This is a genomic window from Spiroplasma endosymbiont of Cantharis lateralis, from assembly GCF_964030855.1.
GTDB lineage: Bacteria > Bacillota_I > Bacilli_A > Mycoplasmatales > Mycoplasmataceae > Spiroplasma_A.
The window spans coordinates 1-15375 of record NZ_CAXIQF010000002.1 but is presented as its reverse complement, the minus strand read 5'-3'; the positions used below and the strand labels follow the sequence as shown (position 1 = coordinate 15375).

Here is a 15375-nt window from a genome sequence, read left to right as displayed (position 1 = left end):
TTATTTTTTAAATAAAAAATTTTATAAGACTTGGGAGGGAAAATAATGGAGAAGAATAATTTAAACGAAATAATTGAAGATATTCAAGAAGCAACTCAAGAAATTATGCAAGAAGAAGTTGTTAAATTCCAATCAAGTGAAGAAAAAAAATCAATTAATAAGTTAGCAAAAGAATTAAATAGAGGAGGAAATATTGATGGTGAACTTTTAAGTAACCTCGAAAGCAAAATTATGTCTAAAAGAGAACAAAAACTACTTGTTCAGGAATATTTTAGAACTAAATTTATTAGAGATTTCTTTAAAATTATATTGGCTGCCTTGTTAATAACTATTACTTTTGATTACTTTATTACTCCAACAGGAAGAGCAGGTCTTTTCCCCGCAGGAGCAGGAGCAATTGCACGTTTTTTTGCAACTTTAACTTTTCCAAGTCAAGATCAAGTACAATTACAGTCATCATTTTACTTTATTTATTATTTTGCTATAAATATTCCTCTTTTTATTTTTGGATACATTAAATTGGGAAAAAGATTTACATTTACAACATTTATTTTTATAATTATGCAAATTGGTTTTGACCAGATTATTCAAAATATTCCATTTATTAATCCAAGAGAATTTAATTTACTTGTAAATTATCAATTAATTGGCTCAATGCCAGGTTCATGAAATACTGGTATTTGATTATTTATTTTTGCTGCATTGGGTGGTTTTTTACTAGGGTTTTCATATTCAATTGTATATAAAATTGGTTCTTCGACTGGAGGCTTGGATTTTTTAACTGTTTTTTTATCTAATAAAACAAACAAGCCAGTTGGTTCACTAAATAGAAAAGTTAATTTTATTATTTTAGCAATTGTTATTATTTTGAATACCATTATTATTCCTATGTCTCTTATTAATTCTGATATAAAAATTAGCATTCTTCAAAGTGGTAGTTATTATCAAGATAATAATCTATTAAAATCAATGTGAGATTTTGCAATTGAAAATGGTGCATTAGTGGGTGATAATAATAATTTACAATGAGATCCAGTATTTGAAGCCTGATTTAGTAATATCATTTATTCTAATGATTACACTTCAATAGAATCTGCAATGAATTTATTTGACGGCTCAGCCTCACTTACAAAGGATCAATATGAATTTTTAGTTCAATTTGTTTGTAAAAAAGGTTATGGTGATGATTTAGTAAATATAAATCAGGGATTAGTATGACATATTAAATTTTTATTTATTTTTGGACCATCACTATTTGCTTCTTTTTCACTTGTAATTTTTGCAGGAATGTCAACTAATATTTTCTATCCAAAATATACAGTAAGAACATATATGATAACAACAAATAATCCAAAGAAAATTAACAAAATGTTATTGGAAAATGGATTCCAAAATGATATTTTAAATTGAGATAGTATTAATAGAATTAATGGAAATTATCTTCATAGAAGTGTTATTATGGTAGCAATGTCAGTTATGGATTGAGATAAAATTGAAAGAGAAATCTTTATGATTGATCCTCAAGTTAAAATTAATGCAATTATAACAAAAAGTGTACGGGGCTTATTTAACTATGAAATTAAAAAAAATGATGACAGAGATATTATAAGAACCAAAATTGAAAAGAATGAACTTGAATTAGAAAAAATTAGACAAATTGCAATTGTAAGAGCTCAAAAAGAACATGAAAAATTACACAAAAAGTGTCAAAGAAGGAAGCCAAATCCTAAAAAACAAGAAAATAAAGATAAAAAAGATTAATTTTTTGTAGTGTAACCTTTTTTCGGACACATTTTAAAAATACTTTATATATTGATATAAAATATTTGTGAACGAAGAGAGGTTTTATTTTGACTAAGTATTCAATCGATCAAAAAATTGAATTAGTATTAAATTTTTATAAATCAAATTTGTTATTATCACAATATTCAAAAGCAGTAGGAATTGATAAATCAAGATTAAAAAACTGAATAAAAACCTATGATGAAAATGGAAGAAGTGGCTTCAAAAAGTCCTTTAAAGCAAATAATGAGGAGATTATAAATTTAAAAAAAGGGCTTAAAAAATCAAAAAGAGAAAGTGAAGATTTAAAATTAGGAGATGAAATGTTTAAAGAATTAAGAGAATTGATTGATAGAAAGAAGTAAATAAGTGAGAGTTAAACACATTTAAATCAAAAGTAGTTTATAACTTTACAATTAAAAACCCAAATATTGCAATTAGAAGACTTTGTAGACTAATTGATCTAGCAAAAAGTACTTACTATGATTGAATATCAAAAGGTAAACCAAAAATTAAGGCTATTAATTGAGATTTGGTTTTGAGAATTAATGATGTTTATAAAAATGAAGTTAAAATCTATGGATCTAGAAGATTATTGAAGTATTTAAATTTAAATTGTAGTCATAAAAAAGTTCTGCGAATAATGAAGTTTCTAAAGTTAAAACCTAATAACTATAAAATACAAAAGAATAAATCAGTTACTCCAGAAAAAATTGGTAAGTATCCTAGATTATTTAAATATCAAACAGATTTGAAAAATTATGGAGATATTTTCTCTGTAGATATTACAGAGAAAATAATAGCAGGATGCAAACTATATACTTGCGCTTTTTATCATGTAAACACTAAAAAAGTTTATGGTTTGGTAACTAAAAATATTAAAGGTATGAAATTAGTATTAGAGTCATTTTTTAATATGGTTAATGAGTTTGGAACATTTAAACCAAACTCAATTATTCACTCTGATAACGGTTCAGAATTTAAATCTTATCAATATCGTTTAGCTACAATGTGATTTGATTTTGGTTTAAGTATGTCTAGAATAGGCAGATCAACGGACAATGGATATATTGAAGGTTTTTGAAGCACTCTTAAAAGAGAAGCAATCAAGGAAGGTTATAAATACAATGTTGTAAATGAATATATTTATAATTTGAAAATGTATCAATATTTTTATAATACTAATAGAGTTAGTTATAAAATATAGGTGTCCGAAAAAAAGGAACAGTACAAAAAGATTAATTTTTTTAAAGAAACTAGTAAATTTATTAAATTTATTAGTTTTTTTGTTTATAATTATGATTATAGTGGTGATTTAATGGAAGAGGAAAATCTTAAAAAAATTATTTATGAAATGTTAGATCTAAAATTAACAGAAATAAGGAAAGAATTTAGTAGAATTACTTTGAAAGACTTATACTGCTATTTAAAGGATGTAGTATTTAAGAATAATAAAATAGTTGATTTAAATGATTTATCGTTCTTTATTATGAACATTAAAATTAACAAAATATTTGAATATCTAAATGTTAGTGCAATTTTAGATGAAAATAATTCAATTGAAATGGATTTAAAAATTATTTTAGAAAGATAGTGGTTAACTTGAATAACAAGGAAAAAAATATAAGCAATAAGCCTAAAAAGCCAATTTTAAAGATTTTTGCTATATTAATAATTATTTCTTCTTTGGTATTAGGGATAGTTTTCTCTAATTTAAAATTCTCAGAAAATATTAAGTTGGGTTCAGACTTTAAAGGTTATTACTCAGCTCTTGTTTCAGTTGGTAATTTAAATGAAAAAGAATCAATAAATGGTCAACCAAATGGTGATTCAACAGAAGGAGCTAAAGCTCTAAATGAACGTTTAAATCCAATGGGAAATAATCAAATAATAATTGAAAAGGCTGGTAAAAACTTTTTAAAAGTTTTATCTCCAGTAGATGCATATCAAAGTGAAACAATTTTTAAAAATCAAATCCAAAAAAATGGTGGAATTGTTTTATTAGATTCAACAGAAGGTAAATTTAATGATTTACAAATTACAAATGAAAGTAATAAACTTGAAAGAAAAGGAATTAATGAATATTTTACTGGAGCAAATTCAACTTTCATTAATGAATCAAATTCAAAAAACCCAGCAATTTCATATTCATTAAATGGTGATAATTTTAAAGCATTATTTAAAACAGAAGAAGGAGCTGAAGGACAAACTCGTGAAGCAGGAACTTTACCTTTATTTATCCTTTTAGATGCTGATGGTTTTTATAATGATATAAGAAACTATTACAATTTAATTAAAGGTGAGAAAAAAGATAGAATTGAAGAATTCTTTAAAGTTATTGTTGAACCTTTAAGAACTTTCTATGATGCAAGTAGTACTCCTACAAAAGTAAAAGAAGTTTTATATGACCTATTTTATGGTCAATGAACTGAAAAGACATCTTCAGGAATTAGTACAACTTATAGAGGATCATTGATGAGTAGAAGAAATGGTTCAAATGAATCTTTAAAAGATGCAAGTTCATTCTTAGAGGTTGTAGATTCATTTAACTATTTATCAGAAACTTCAAAATATGTTTATGATTCAAATGCTGTAACAAAAGATTTTGAAACAGGTGGAAGATATTCACAGAATGTAAAATTATGAGATTCTTCGAATACATTAACAGAAAAATATAAAGTTAATGAAATATTTTCTTTAATAAATCCAGTGCTTTTAAATTTTGTTATTTCAAATCAAATCCTTTTTAATGAAACTTTTGCTAATAACTTAGTAACTAATTATTTCTTATTTAATGGAAATGTTACTGAATCAAAAGGGCAAGCTTCTAATGGATATATTGATGGAAACAATTTAATAACTAAAGTTGATTCAGAAGCAAAGGCTAGAATTGGTGCTTCTTTATTTAACGCCTCTGGTAAAGGATTTGTTTTTACAGTTAACTCTGTTGCAACTATTGATGGAAAAGTAACACAAGTAATGTTAATTTCATCATTAGTATTTATATTAATTATTGCTTTATGTTTAATTGCTTATATGGGATTCTTTTATAGACTACTTGGTCTTTTCTCAATGATAATTACATTAGCAATTATAGGAATGACTTTATTGTCATTATCATGATTCAATCTGGCAGTTGGACCAGAAACAATTATTTGCTCGTTTATTTTACTTGGGCTAAATATTGAGATCTTCTCTTCTCTATTTGAAAATATGAAGGAGAGTTACTATCTAAAACAAAGGGGATTAAAAACTAGTTTTAATATTTCTATTAAAGAAAATGTTGGAATAGCATTAGATTTAGTTGTTGCTTTGTTAATTCCATCAATGTGTATGTTCTGAATTTCATCTAATGCAATTATTTCAATGGCAATAATGTTAGCAATGGGGTCGTTCTTTACAGTATTATTTACAATATTGGTAGGTGTAATTCTATTCAAATTAATAATTAATTCTCAATTAATTGCAAATAAATCATATTTATTCGCTTTAAATACAGACTTTGCATCTCAAGGTAAATTCTTTATTAATTATAAAATAAGAAAAATAGAAAATAAAATTATTAAACTAAACTCAAAACCTGAAATTGACAAAGAAGCAATTACAAAACTTGAAAGTGATCTTAAATCTTTAAACGATAAATTAAGTGAAATTAATTTAAAAGATATAGAAAAAAATAATAAGAAGCAAGAATTAGCTAAGGAAAAACTAAATAAAAAAATTGATTTAATAACACAAAAAATTAATAGTTTAAATCCTGAAAAAGATGCTAAAAAAATTCAGTCACTTAATTTTAAAGTAAATGAATTAATATTTGTTAGAGATGATAATACTCAAAATATTATTGAAGAAGAAGGACAAATTATTACTTCTACTAATGAAAAACTAAAAATAAAGACAGTTGAAAGAAATATTAAAAATGGAACTAAGTTTGTTTCATTATTTGGAGTAATTCTACTTGCACTATCACTAGGTATTGGTTTCTTATTTGGTCTACGTTTTGATGATACATTTGGTGGAAGAACAGACTATACTTTATGAGGAGATAATACTTCAACACTTTATTCTCAAATAAGAGAAGAGAGTTTTGAAGATACAAGTTATGGTAATGAACAAAAGTTAAAAGAAATCTATGAATTTAAAGAAGACTTAGTTGAAAAACATGAGAGCTTTAAATCTAATAATCAATACAATGAAGAAGCTGTTAAATTAGATGAAACAAGAACAGTTAGTGAATTCTTAAACTTTGTACTCGATGATAGTTTTTATGTTAATTACTTAGCTCAAAATTTATCAGATAAGAAGTCATATAAAAGTAAAAATTATTCAGTTTCTTATGGAGATAAATTCATATTTAATGATTCTTCTTCAATAACTGAAGAAAATCAAAATTGAATAACATTGACAGTATTTACACAAGATTTAAAACAATCAGCAATTATTAAAAAAATGTTTAATAATTTAGGTGTGGATAAAAATATAAATTCAACTTCAAACAATGGATTTATAACAAAATCTATTAAACCTGCTACAATGTTCTGATCAATTAAAGAAATAGCAATCTCTATTTTAATAATTATTGCAGCATTAGTTATTTATATACTTATTAGATTTAAATGAACATATTATATAGCAATGATTATATCAATAGTTTTGGCACCACTAGTTGCAGTTGCAGCAATTACAGCATTGCAAATTCCTTTAGGAAATGTTGCAATCATTGCAATAGTAGGTTCAATATTCTTTACAATTATTTCTTTATTCATTATCTTTGGTAAAGCAAGAACTCTAATTGCATCAAAAGATGAAAAATCATTAATAAACTTCTTTAAACAAGAAATTGAAATTATTTATGATACAAAGTCAGTTAAGAAAAAAATGAATGATGAGTTATTTAATCTTAAAAATGAAATGAGACTAAATATTAGAACTAATAATTTACCAAAAGAAGAGAAGAAAAAATTAAAATTAGAATTTAAAGAAATTAAGCATGCTAAAAAAATAGAGTTTAGAAAAGTTAAAAAAGCTAATAAAATTAAAATAAATAGAGTTGCAAAACAAAATAACTATTTATCAGAAGTTTTAGTAAAAACATTTAGATTTGGGTTAGTAAGATCTTTATTATTAATTGTTTTATATACAGGTCTTGGAATCATCTTAGCTTCATCAATGTCAAGTATTTGATCATTTGGAGCTTCAATGATAATTGGGATTTTTGTTTCAAGTGTATTTGTATTGTTTATTTCATTACCATTGTGGGTAGTATTTGAACAAATAAGAATAAGAAATCAATTAGCAAGAAAACGTTTCATAAATGGTTTATATGTTTCAAAAGAAGAACAAATCATAGAAGGAATAAATGATTAAGAGGTAAATAAATATGGATATAAAGAAATATATTTTAGATGTTCATAATTTCCCAATAGAGGGAGTAACCTTTAAAGATATTACTCCGTTATTAAATGATAAAGATGCTTTTAAATATGTAATTGATAAAATGGTTGATTATGTCAAAGCAAAAAAAGCAACTGTTATTGTTGCTCCAGAAGCTAGGGGTTTCTTATTTGCATCAGCAGTTGCATATGCAGCAAACTGTAGATTTGTTTTAGTAAGAAAACCTGGAAAATTACCAAGAAAAGTAAAAGATGTTGAATATGTTTTAGAATATGGTAAAGGTCATATTCAAATGCATGTGGGAGACTTAAAAGAAAACGATAATGTAATTATTGTAGATGATGTCTTAGCAACTGGTGGTACTATGAAAGCGATTGTGGAGCTTGTTAATCAAGAAAAAGCAAAAGTTGGAGGAATAGTATTTGTAGCTGATTTATCATTCTTACATGAACCAGATTTATTTAAAGAATTTGATTCAAAAAGTTTAGTAACTTATTAGTATAAAAAGACAAAATATTATAATATTTTGTCTTTTTTTTAAATGTAAAAAAATCATAGCCAACTTACTATTATTAGTTTAATTTATATATAATATAGTTAATAATAAATTATCAAAGACAAGGGGAATTTTATGCAGTCAAGAGCCTCAATGAGTGAACAAGAATTTAATTTTATTGAATGTCGTGATGTCGAAGTTCTTGTTTCAGAAATGAAAAAATATATTAAAAATAAAAAATTAATTGATGAAGTTAAAAGGGCATACTATTATGCTGAAGAAAAACATAAAAATCAAAAAAGAAAAAGTGGAGATCCTTTCATAATACATCCACTTTCAACTGCATATTATTTAGCTCAATGAAGAATGGGACCAAAAACTATTATTGCTGGTCTTTTACATGATGTAATTGAAGATACCCCTGTTACTTTCTCAGAAATTGAAGAATTATATGGTGTTGAAGTTGCAGATATTGTTGAAGCTGTAACAAAAGTAAGTTACTTTACAAAAGAAAATCGTGAGCAAATGAAAGCTAATTATTTAAGAAAACTATTCTTATCAATGATTAGAGATATTAGAGTTATTATTGTAAAAATTGCTGACCGTATGCATAATTTATTAACTCTTCAACATATGAAACCTGAAAAGCAAAAAGTGATTGCTAAAGAAACATTAGAAATTTACTCAACAATTGCTCATAGAATTGGTATGAAAAATGCTAAAAATCTTTTAGAAGATTACTCATTTGAGTATTTAAATCCAAAAGAATTTAAAAGGGTTAAAAGTCTTTTAGAAGAAGACAAAAGTACAAGAAAGGAAATAATTACTGAAATTATTTCTGAAGTTAATAAAAAATTAAAAGCTGGTGGTATCTCAAATGTTACAATTTTTGGTCGATCAAAAACAATTTATTCAATTTATAGAAAATTAACTCAATTTGGTAAGTCATTTAGTGATATTCACGATATTTTGGCTGTAAGAATTATTACTGAAAAACAAGATGATTGTTATAGAATTCTTGGTTGATTACATCAACTATTTACACCTTTATCAGGAAGATTTAAAGACTATATTGCAACACCAAAAAACAATTTATATCAATCATTGCATTCAACATTAGCAAGTAAAGATGGAGTTATTTTTGAAGCACAAATAAGAACATATGAAATGGACGATATTGCTGAAAACGGAGCAGCTGCCCACTGAAAATATAAAGAGGGTGAAAAAAATATTGATATTGCTGAGAAACAAAAGGAAATTGATTTAAAAGTAGATATGTTTACAAGATTAATGGACTTAGAAAAATTAGCATCAGAAGCTGCAGAGTTAGATTACGATGAAGAATCACAAAAAATTGATTTAAGTGGAGAAGTAGTTGAAGAAGCTTTTAAATCAGATTATTTAGCACCAATGATTTATATTTTAACTCCTGATGGAAATGTTGTTAATTTACCATTTGGATCAACTGTTTTGGATTTTGCATATAAAATTCACACTGAAGTTGGGAATAAAACTATTGGAGCTAAAATTAATGGGGTGTTTTCACCTTATAACTCAACATTAAACTCAGGAGAAATGGTTGAAATACAAACTTCAAAAGAAACAAATCCTCATGAAAAATGATTGCGTTTTGTACGTACTTCAACAGCGCGAAGAGCTATTGAAGATTATTTAAATACTGAAAAAGTAAAAGAACAAGCAAAAGAACAAATTACGAATCAAAAAATTATTAGAAATGTTAAACGTGAAGTTGATAGATATATAATTGCTCATAACTTAAAATGACAAGTAAAATCAATTGATGAAATTCAAAAAAAATTAAATGTTTTAGATTATAAAAATATTGATGAGTTTTTATTATCAGTTGGTAATGGTGACTTTACTATTCCAGAAGCAGTTGAAATTGTATATGTATCAAAACAAGAACTAAAAGATATTGAAGTAATCAATGATATGAAAACTAGAAAATATAAGTCAGCTAAGGGAAGAGATGACTTAAGAATTAATGGAATTGAAAAAGTTAATTGTACTCTTGCACAATGCTGTTATCCAGTTCCTGTTGAACCAGTTACTAGTTTTATGTCAAAAACAAAAGGAATTCAAGTTCATCGCAGTGATTGTTTAAATATTACCAATATTAAAAGAGTAAAAAACTTATTAGAAACAGAGTGAATTGAAGCAAAAACTGAGGATAGAAACTATAATGCTAAAATAAGAATGACAACCTATGATCGACCAGGAATCTTATTGGATATAATTAATGTTTTTAATGCTCAAAGAGTAAATCTAAATGAGGTTAAAGTTATTTCTCAAGAAGAAGATTATTCAGGTAAGGGAAGTATGATTATAAGTGTCAATAATGCTGATCAGTTAAATGTGATATTAAAATCACTTTCAGAAATACCTGGAGTGATTGGAGTTACAAGAGCAACTTCATCAGAAAATCCAATGGCATAATTATTTTTAATTTATAAAAAAATATTAAATAAAAGCACTTTTCAAAGTGCTTTTATTTTTTTAAAGTACTTTAATTCCCTGAAGTTTATAATTAATTATAAAAGTAAATGTATAAAATAAAGGTTGGTAGGGAGGGTGTTAGAAGAAAGGAAAAACAATGAAAAAAACATTGTCTTTGTTTGGAATATTTAGTATTGCAGTTGCTTCATCAGCTTCAATATTAGGTGGTTCAATTAGTAAAGTTGAAAAATATAATAATTTTTCAAAAAATAAATGTAATATTACAGATGAATTAGCTAATTTTAATCAAACTTGTAACAATGAAAATACTTCTAAATATGAGATTAGGCAAGAAATTCAAATTGGGTATGAAGTAAGAACTATGTATATTGATGAGTGAGTTGTAAATTCTCATTATGATTGAAGTCAAAGTCCTGAAAGTGGCGAATATAATTATAAAAGTGTTTTACTTTTTTTAGAATCTTCTATTCCTAATTTTAAGAAGGAAATGAATGAGAGGGCAAAAGAAGTATTTGTAAAGACTTTTATGACAGAGTCTTTACAATATGCAAATAAAAATATTGGTGGTATGTATATTTCATTAAGCTGATTTATGTCTTGACCTGGTTCAATTCGAACTGTTGGATATGGTATATTTGATACTTGGAAAAATAGTCCTCTAGAAGGAGGACAAAGGCCTAGTGAATCTTATAAAGTACAATTTCTTTGACAACAAAAAGTAGAAAATGATATAGAAACAACAAGACAATATGGAATGCCAAAATATAACAGATATGGTGATATTAATAAGTTAAAAAGAGATTTTGAATATTTTACATTACCATTTGCAAATGTCTCATATCATATAAATCATGAAACAAAAATGTTTCTTCAATGAAAACATGATATTTTTCCAACAACTGTCTTTAATTTTGATCAACCCACATACTTTAAACAAGAAAACTTTGATCAGAATGGTAACCAATGAATTAGACTTAAAACAACTTATAAGGTATTGGTAGATTATGAGACAATAAATATAGTTACAGAGGCAGATGTCCTTGCATTAATGCCTGCAAATACAAAATACGGTCTTAATATTGATTTTGGTGACTACTTTGTTTTATTAAATCATAAAGAAGTAAAATCAATTTTAGAAAATTATAATAATCTTGAGAAATCATTAATTCAAAGACAACTTCCCCCTACTGGTGGAAGCAGTGCTTTATCAACAGCTTTTTTTCAAGTAAGTAATCCAAATGATGTAAGAAAAATTAGTGTTAAATTAAATCATGCAATTATTCATACATTGAGTTCAGCTTTATGTGTAGTAAGTAATTTGTCAACAGAACTAGCATTTGATCAAATATTTAGAAAGTTATTTTCTCAATATGTCGGTTCCACAGAATCTGAAAGAAATATCATTATTAATATGATGTCAGAAAATTTAGATTATCACTTTCCTGGAAGAGGAATTACAGGATTAGTTGCTGCATATTATCAAAATCCTCAATGAGTTGGTTCAAATTATGGTTTAGAATTTAGAACTGGAACTTATGGAGGTGCTGAAACTGTATATTATTTGGAACCTTGACAATAATTCAAAGGGTATATAAAGCATTTTTTTAAGCAATAAGCAATTATAATTTAAATTACAAGAATTAATAAATAGTTCTTGTAATTTTGCATTTTATTGAAAAAATATTTTTAGTAATTTAATTCCATATCTTTTTTATATAGTATTTAAAAACATTTAAAATAGGTTTTTTTTAAAATACAAGGTTAACTATAACTAAATTAAATTTATCTAATTAAATAAAATATTTATTGCTAAAATATATATAAATATTGATTAAAGATGTATGGTTCTAATCTGTATTACTAGATTAATTTCTAATTTAATAAATTATTAATAAATTAAATATATATTATCTAATTATAATTAAATGAATATTTTAACCAAATATTTAATGATTTGTAGAAATTGAAGTCCAGATATATATAGAGTTAAATTTTTTTTATTGTAGTGTAACCTTTTTTCGGACACATTTTAAAAATACTTTATATATTGATATAAAATATTTGTGAACGAAGAGAGGTTTTATTTTGACTAAGTATTCAATCAATCAAAAAATTGAATTAGTATTAAATTTTTACAAATCTAATTTGTTATTAGCACAGTATTCAAAAGCAGTAGGAATTGATAAATCAAGATTGAAAAACTGAATAAAAATTTATGACGAAAATGGAAGAAGTGGATTTAAAAAATCCTTTAAAGCCAATAATGAGGAGATTATAAATTTAAAAAGAGAGCTTAAAAAATCAAAAAGAGAGAGTGAAGACTTAAAATTAAGAGATGAAATGTTTAAAGAATTAAGAGAAATGATTGATAGAAAGAAGTAAATAAGTGAGAGTTAAATACATTTAAATCAAAAGTAGTTTATAACTTTACAATTAAATACCCAAATATTGCAATTAGAAGACTTTGTAGAATAATTGACTTAGCAAAAAGTACTTACTATGATTGATTATCAAAAGGTAAACCAAAAATTAAGGCAATTAATTGAGGTTTGGTTTTGAGAATTAATGATGTTTATAAAAATGAAGTTAAAATCTATGGTTCTAGAAGATTAATGAAGTATTTAGATCTAAATTGTAGTCATAAAAAAGTTTTGCGAATAATGAAGTTTTTAAAGTTAAAACCTAATAACTATAAAATACAAAAGAATAAATCAGTTACTCCAGAAAAAAATGGTAAGTATCCTAGATTATTTAAATATCAAACAGATTTGAAAAATTATGGAGATATTTTCTCTGTTGATATTACCGAGAAAATAATAGCAGGATGCAAACTATACACTTGCGCCTTTTATCATGTAAACACTAAAAAAGTTTATGGTTTGGTAACTAAAAATATTAAAGGTATGAAATTAGTATTAGAGTCATTTTTTAATATGGTTAATGAATTTGGAACATTTAAACCAAACTCAATTATTCACTCTGATAATGGCTCAGAATTTAAATCTTATCAATATCGCTTAGCTACAATGTGATTTGATTTTGGCTTAAGTATGTCTAGAATTGGTAGATCAACGGACAATGGATATATTGAAGGTTTTTGAAGTACTCTTAAAAGAGAAGCGATCAAGGAAGGTTATAAATACAATGTTGTAAATGAATATATTTATAATTTGAAAATGTATCAATATTTTTATAATAATAATAGAGTTAGTTATAAAATATAGGTGTCCGAAAAAAAGGAACAGTACAATAAATTTTTTTTATACAACCCGTACTTACGGTTGTATAAAAAATGTGGGGGGTAAAAAGTTGCAAAATTAAATAAAATATGATAGTACTTGCGAGAGTACTTTTTTTGTTGTCAATAATCATTGTTGCTTAAATATTTATATATTTACATATCTCAGAACGAACTAAAAGAATTATTCAACCTATTGACAATAAAAGAAAGGAAAAAATATGAATAAAGAAAATATAACAAGAAAAGATTACAAAATGTTTTGTCTCATAGTAAAAGATTTTTGGTTTAAAAAAGATATTCAAAGTCTTTTAGACATTGTAGCAAAAATCTTATTTTTGAATAAAAGAAAAACTGAAATATGAGAATTGTATAAAGATTATAATATTGCTAATAAATTGGAAAGAAACCAATTTGCAGTATTAACTCATATTTGTAAAGAAACCAATTTTAACGATATATCTAAGGAAATTAGAATTATTTCATTTAGATATAAAAGCAGCTATGAATCTAGAAAAACACAGTTTAAAGATGATTAGTACTAGATAAGGAGTAATTATGGAACCATTCAATGTTGATTTAGATAAAAATTATCAAGCATTTGATAAATTATTGACTTTACAAACTCAGAATAAAAATATTTTTATTTATGGTAAACCTGGTGTTGGTAAAACCACCTTTTTATATGATTTTTCTAAAAAAATTAATAATCAAAAGGTTGAAATTTCAGGATATAAAGTTCCAAAATTTAATATAATGTTTTTTAATGTTAATGATTGAATTAAAGACGTACAAAAAACATGAAAAGAAGAAAACACTTTCGAAGGATCAATAAAAATTAATACACAAGCTAATATTTTATTAATTGATGATTTAGGTAGTGAGTTTTTTCATAAGTCTACCATGCCCTCAATTTTAAATTTATTTGAAGAAAGATATGAGCATGTTCAAAAAAATAGAAATAATTCTATAACACTAATTACATCAAATTATTCTTTGGATGAATTAAAAGATAAATATTCAAATCTTGTTCAAGATAAAGCTGCTATTGAAAGATTATTTTCCAGAATTGATGGTGTTATTGATAAGGAAATAAGGTTTATTGGTAAAGATAAAAGAAAAGAAAAAAATAATTTAGAGAGATAATATAAATAAAAAAATAAGAGATAATAGGTGAAAGTATGTTTACGTATAATGGTTGCAAACATAAAATTTATAAAACAAAAATAACCTCTAATTAATTAAATTTTAACAAAATAAAATATAGAAAGAATATAATTGAATGAATAAACTAGTAATATTAGAATCACCAGGTAAAATTAAAAAAGTAAGTCAATTTTTAAAAGAAATTGATAAAGTTAACAATTATATTGTTAAAGCTTCAATTGGACATATAAGAGAACTTTCAAATGAAAATGAATATAACATGGGAATTGATATTGAGAAAATGAATCCAATTTATAGAATTTCACTTAATAAAAAACAAGTAGTTTCAGATTTAATCCAACAAGCTAAATTAGTAGACGAGGTTATAATTGCAACTGACCCAGATAGAGAAGGAGAAGCTATTGCCTTTCACTTATTTGAGATATTAAAGAATTATTCTAAAAATTTTAAGAGAATGAGATTGAACGCAATCACAAAAGAGAGTGTTCAAAAGGAATTACAAAATCTAAGTGAAATTAATCAAAGCTATGTAAATAGTGCCATAACAAGACAAATATTAGATAGAATGGTTGGTTTTAGAATATCACCTATTTTACAAAAACTTATTGGTGCAGCAAGTGCTGGAAGGGTTCAAAGTGCTGTTTTAAGAATTTTGTGTAACAGACAAAAGCAAATTAGTAACTTTGATAAAAAGAAATACTTTTATCTTCAAGACGAGTATAAAAACATGGTTTTTAAAAATTATTTTTATAATAAAGAAAACAAATTTTTAATAAATAAAATTTATGATGAAAATGAGATAAATAAAATAAGCAAACTC

13 protein-coding genes are annotated in these 15375 nt (G+C 24.9%); all 13 read left to right on the top strand.

Annotation, left to right across the window (positions count from 1 at the left end; genetic code table 4):
- Positions 1–45: 45 nt before the first annotated feature.
- Positions 46–1761, top strand: coding sequence for a YitT family ABC transporter (locus AAHM99_RS00260; RefSeq protein WP_342274809.1), 1716 nt, complete (start codon positions 46–48; stop codon positions 1759–1761).
- Between the two features lie 89 nt (positions 1762–1850).
- Complete coding sequence (locus tag AAHM99_RS00255) at positions 1851–2147, top strand: transposase (RefSeq protein ID WP_342274808.1); 297 nt, start codon at positions 1851–1853, stop codon at positions 2145–2147.
- A gap of 278 nt (positions 2148–2425) precedes the next feature.
- Entirely contained in the window at positions 2426–2989 is a 564-nt protein-coding gene (locus AAHM99_RS00250) for a DDE-type integrase/transposase/recombinase (RefSeq protein WP_342274807.1), read from the top strand.
- The gene (locus AAHM99_RS00245; RefSeq protein WP_342274806.1) at positions 2990–3376 is read left to right on the top strand and encodes a post-transcriptional regulator; all 387 of its coding nucleotides are present in this window, start codon (positions 2990–2992) and stop codon (positions 3374–3376) included.
- A gap of 8 nt (positions 3377–3384) precedes the next feature.
- Positions 3385–7149, top strand: a complete 3765-nt coding sequence (locus tag AAHM99_RS00240) for a protein translocase SecDF, variant type (protein ID WP_342274805.1) — start codon at positions 3385–3387, stop codon at positions 7147–7149.
- A gap of 13 nt (positions 7150–7162) precedes the next feature.
- A complete protein-coding gene (locus tag AAHM99_RS00235) occupies positions 7163–7675 on the top strand; it encodes an adenine phosphoribosyltransferase (protein ID WP_342274804.1) in 513 nt (170 codons plus the stop codon).
- A 132-nt stretch (positions 7676–7807) separates the two neighbouring features.
- Positions 7808–10129 (top strand): RelA/SpoT family protein, encoded by a 2322-nt coding sequence (locus AAHM99_RS00230; protein ID WP_339031161.1) that lies wholly within the window; start codon positions 7808–7810, stop codon positions 10127–10129.
- Positions 10130–10286: 157 nt separating this feature from the next.
- A complete protein-coding gene (locus AAHM99_RS00225) occupies positions 10287–11729 on the top strand; it encodes a hypothetical protein (protein ID WP_342274803.1) in 1443 nt (480 codons plus the stop codon).
- Between the two features lie 506 nt (positions 11730–12235).
- Entirely contained in the window at positions 12236–12532 is a 297-nt protein-coding gene (locus AAHM99_RS00220; RefSeq protein WP_342274802.1) for a transposase, read from the top strand.
- Positions 12533–12810: 278 nt separating this feature from the next.
- Positions 12811–13374: a DDE-type integrase/transposase/recombinase gene (locus AAHM99_RS00215; protein WP_342274793.1), complete on the top strand. Its 564-nt coding sequence runs from the start codon at positions 12811–12813 to the stop codon at positions 13372–13374.
- Between the two features lie 235 nt (positions 13375–13609).
- Positions 13610–13927 carry a hypothetical protein gene (locus AAHM99_RS00210; RefSeq protein ID WP_342274801.1) on the top strand — a complete coding sequence of 106 codons (318 nt, stop codon included), beginning with the start codon at positions 13610–13612 and terminating at the stop codon, positions 13925–13927.
- A 19-nt stretch (positions 13928–13946) separates the two neighbouring features.
- Positions 13947–14534 carry an ATP-binding protein gene (locus tag AAHM99_RS00205; RefSeq protein ID WP_342274800.1) on the top strand — a complete coding sequence of 196 codons (588 nt, stop codon included), beginning with the start codon at positions 13947–13949 and terminating at the stop codon, positions 14532–14534.
- Positions 14535–14670: 136 nt separating this feature from the next.
- Positions 14671–15375: DNA topoisomerase (locus AAHM99_RS00200; protein ID WP_342274799.1), on the top strand; the 705-nt coding region annotated here is incomplete at its 3' end.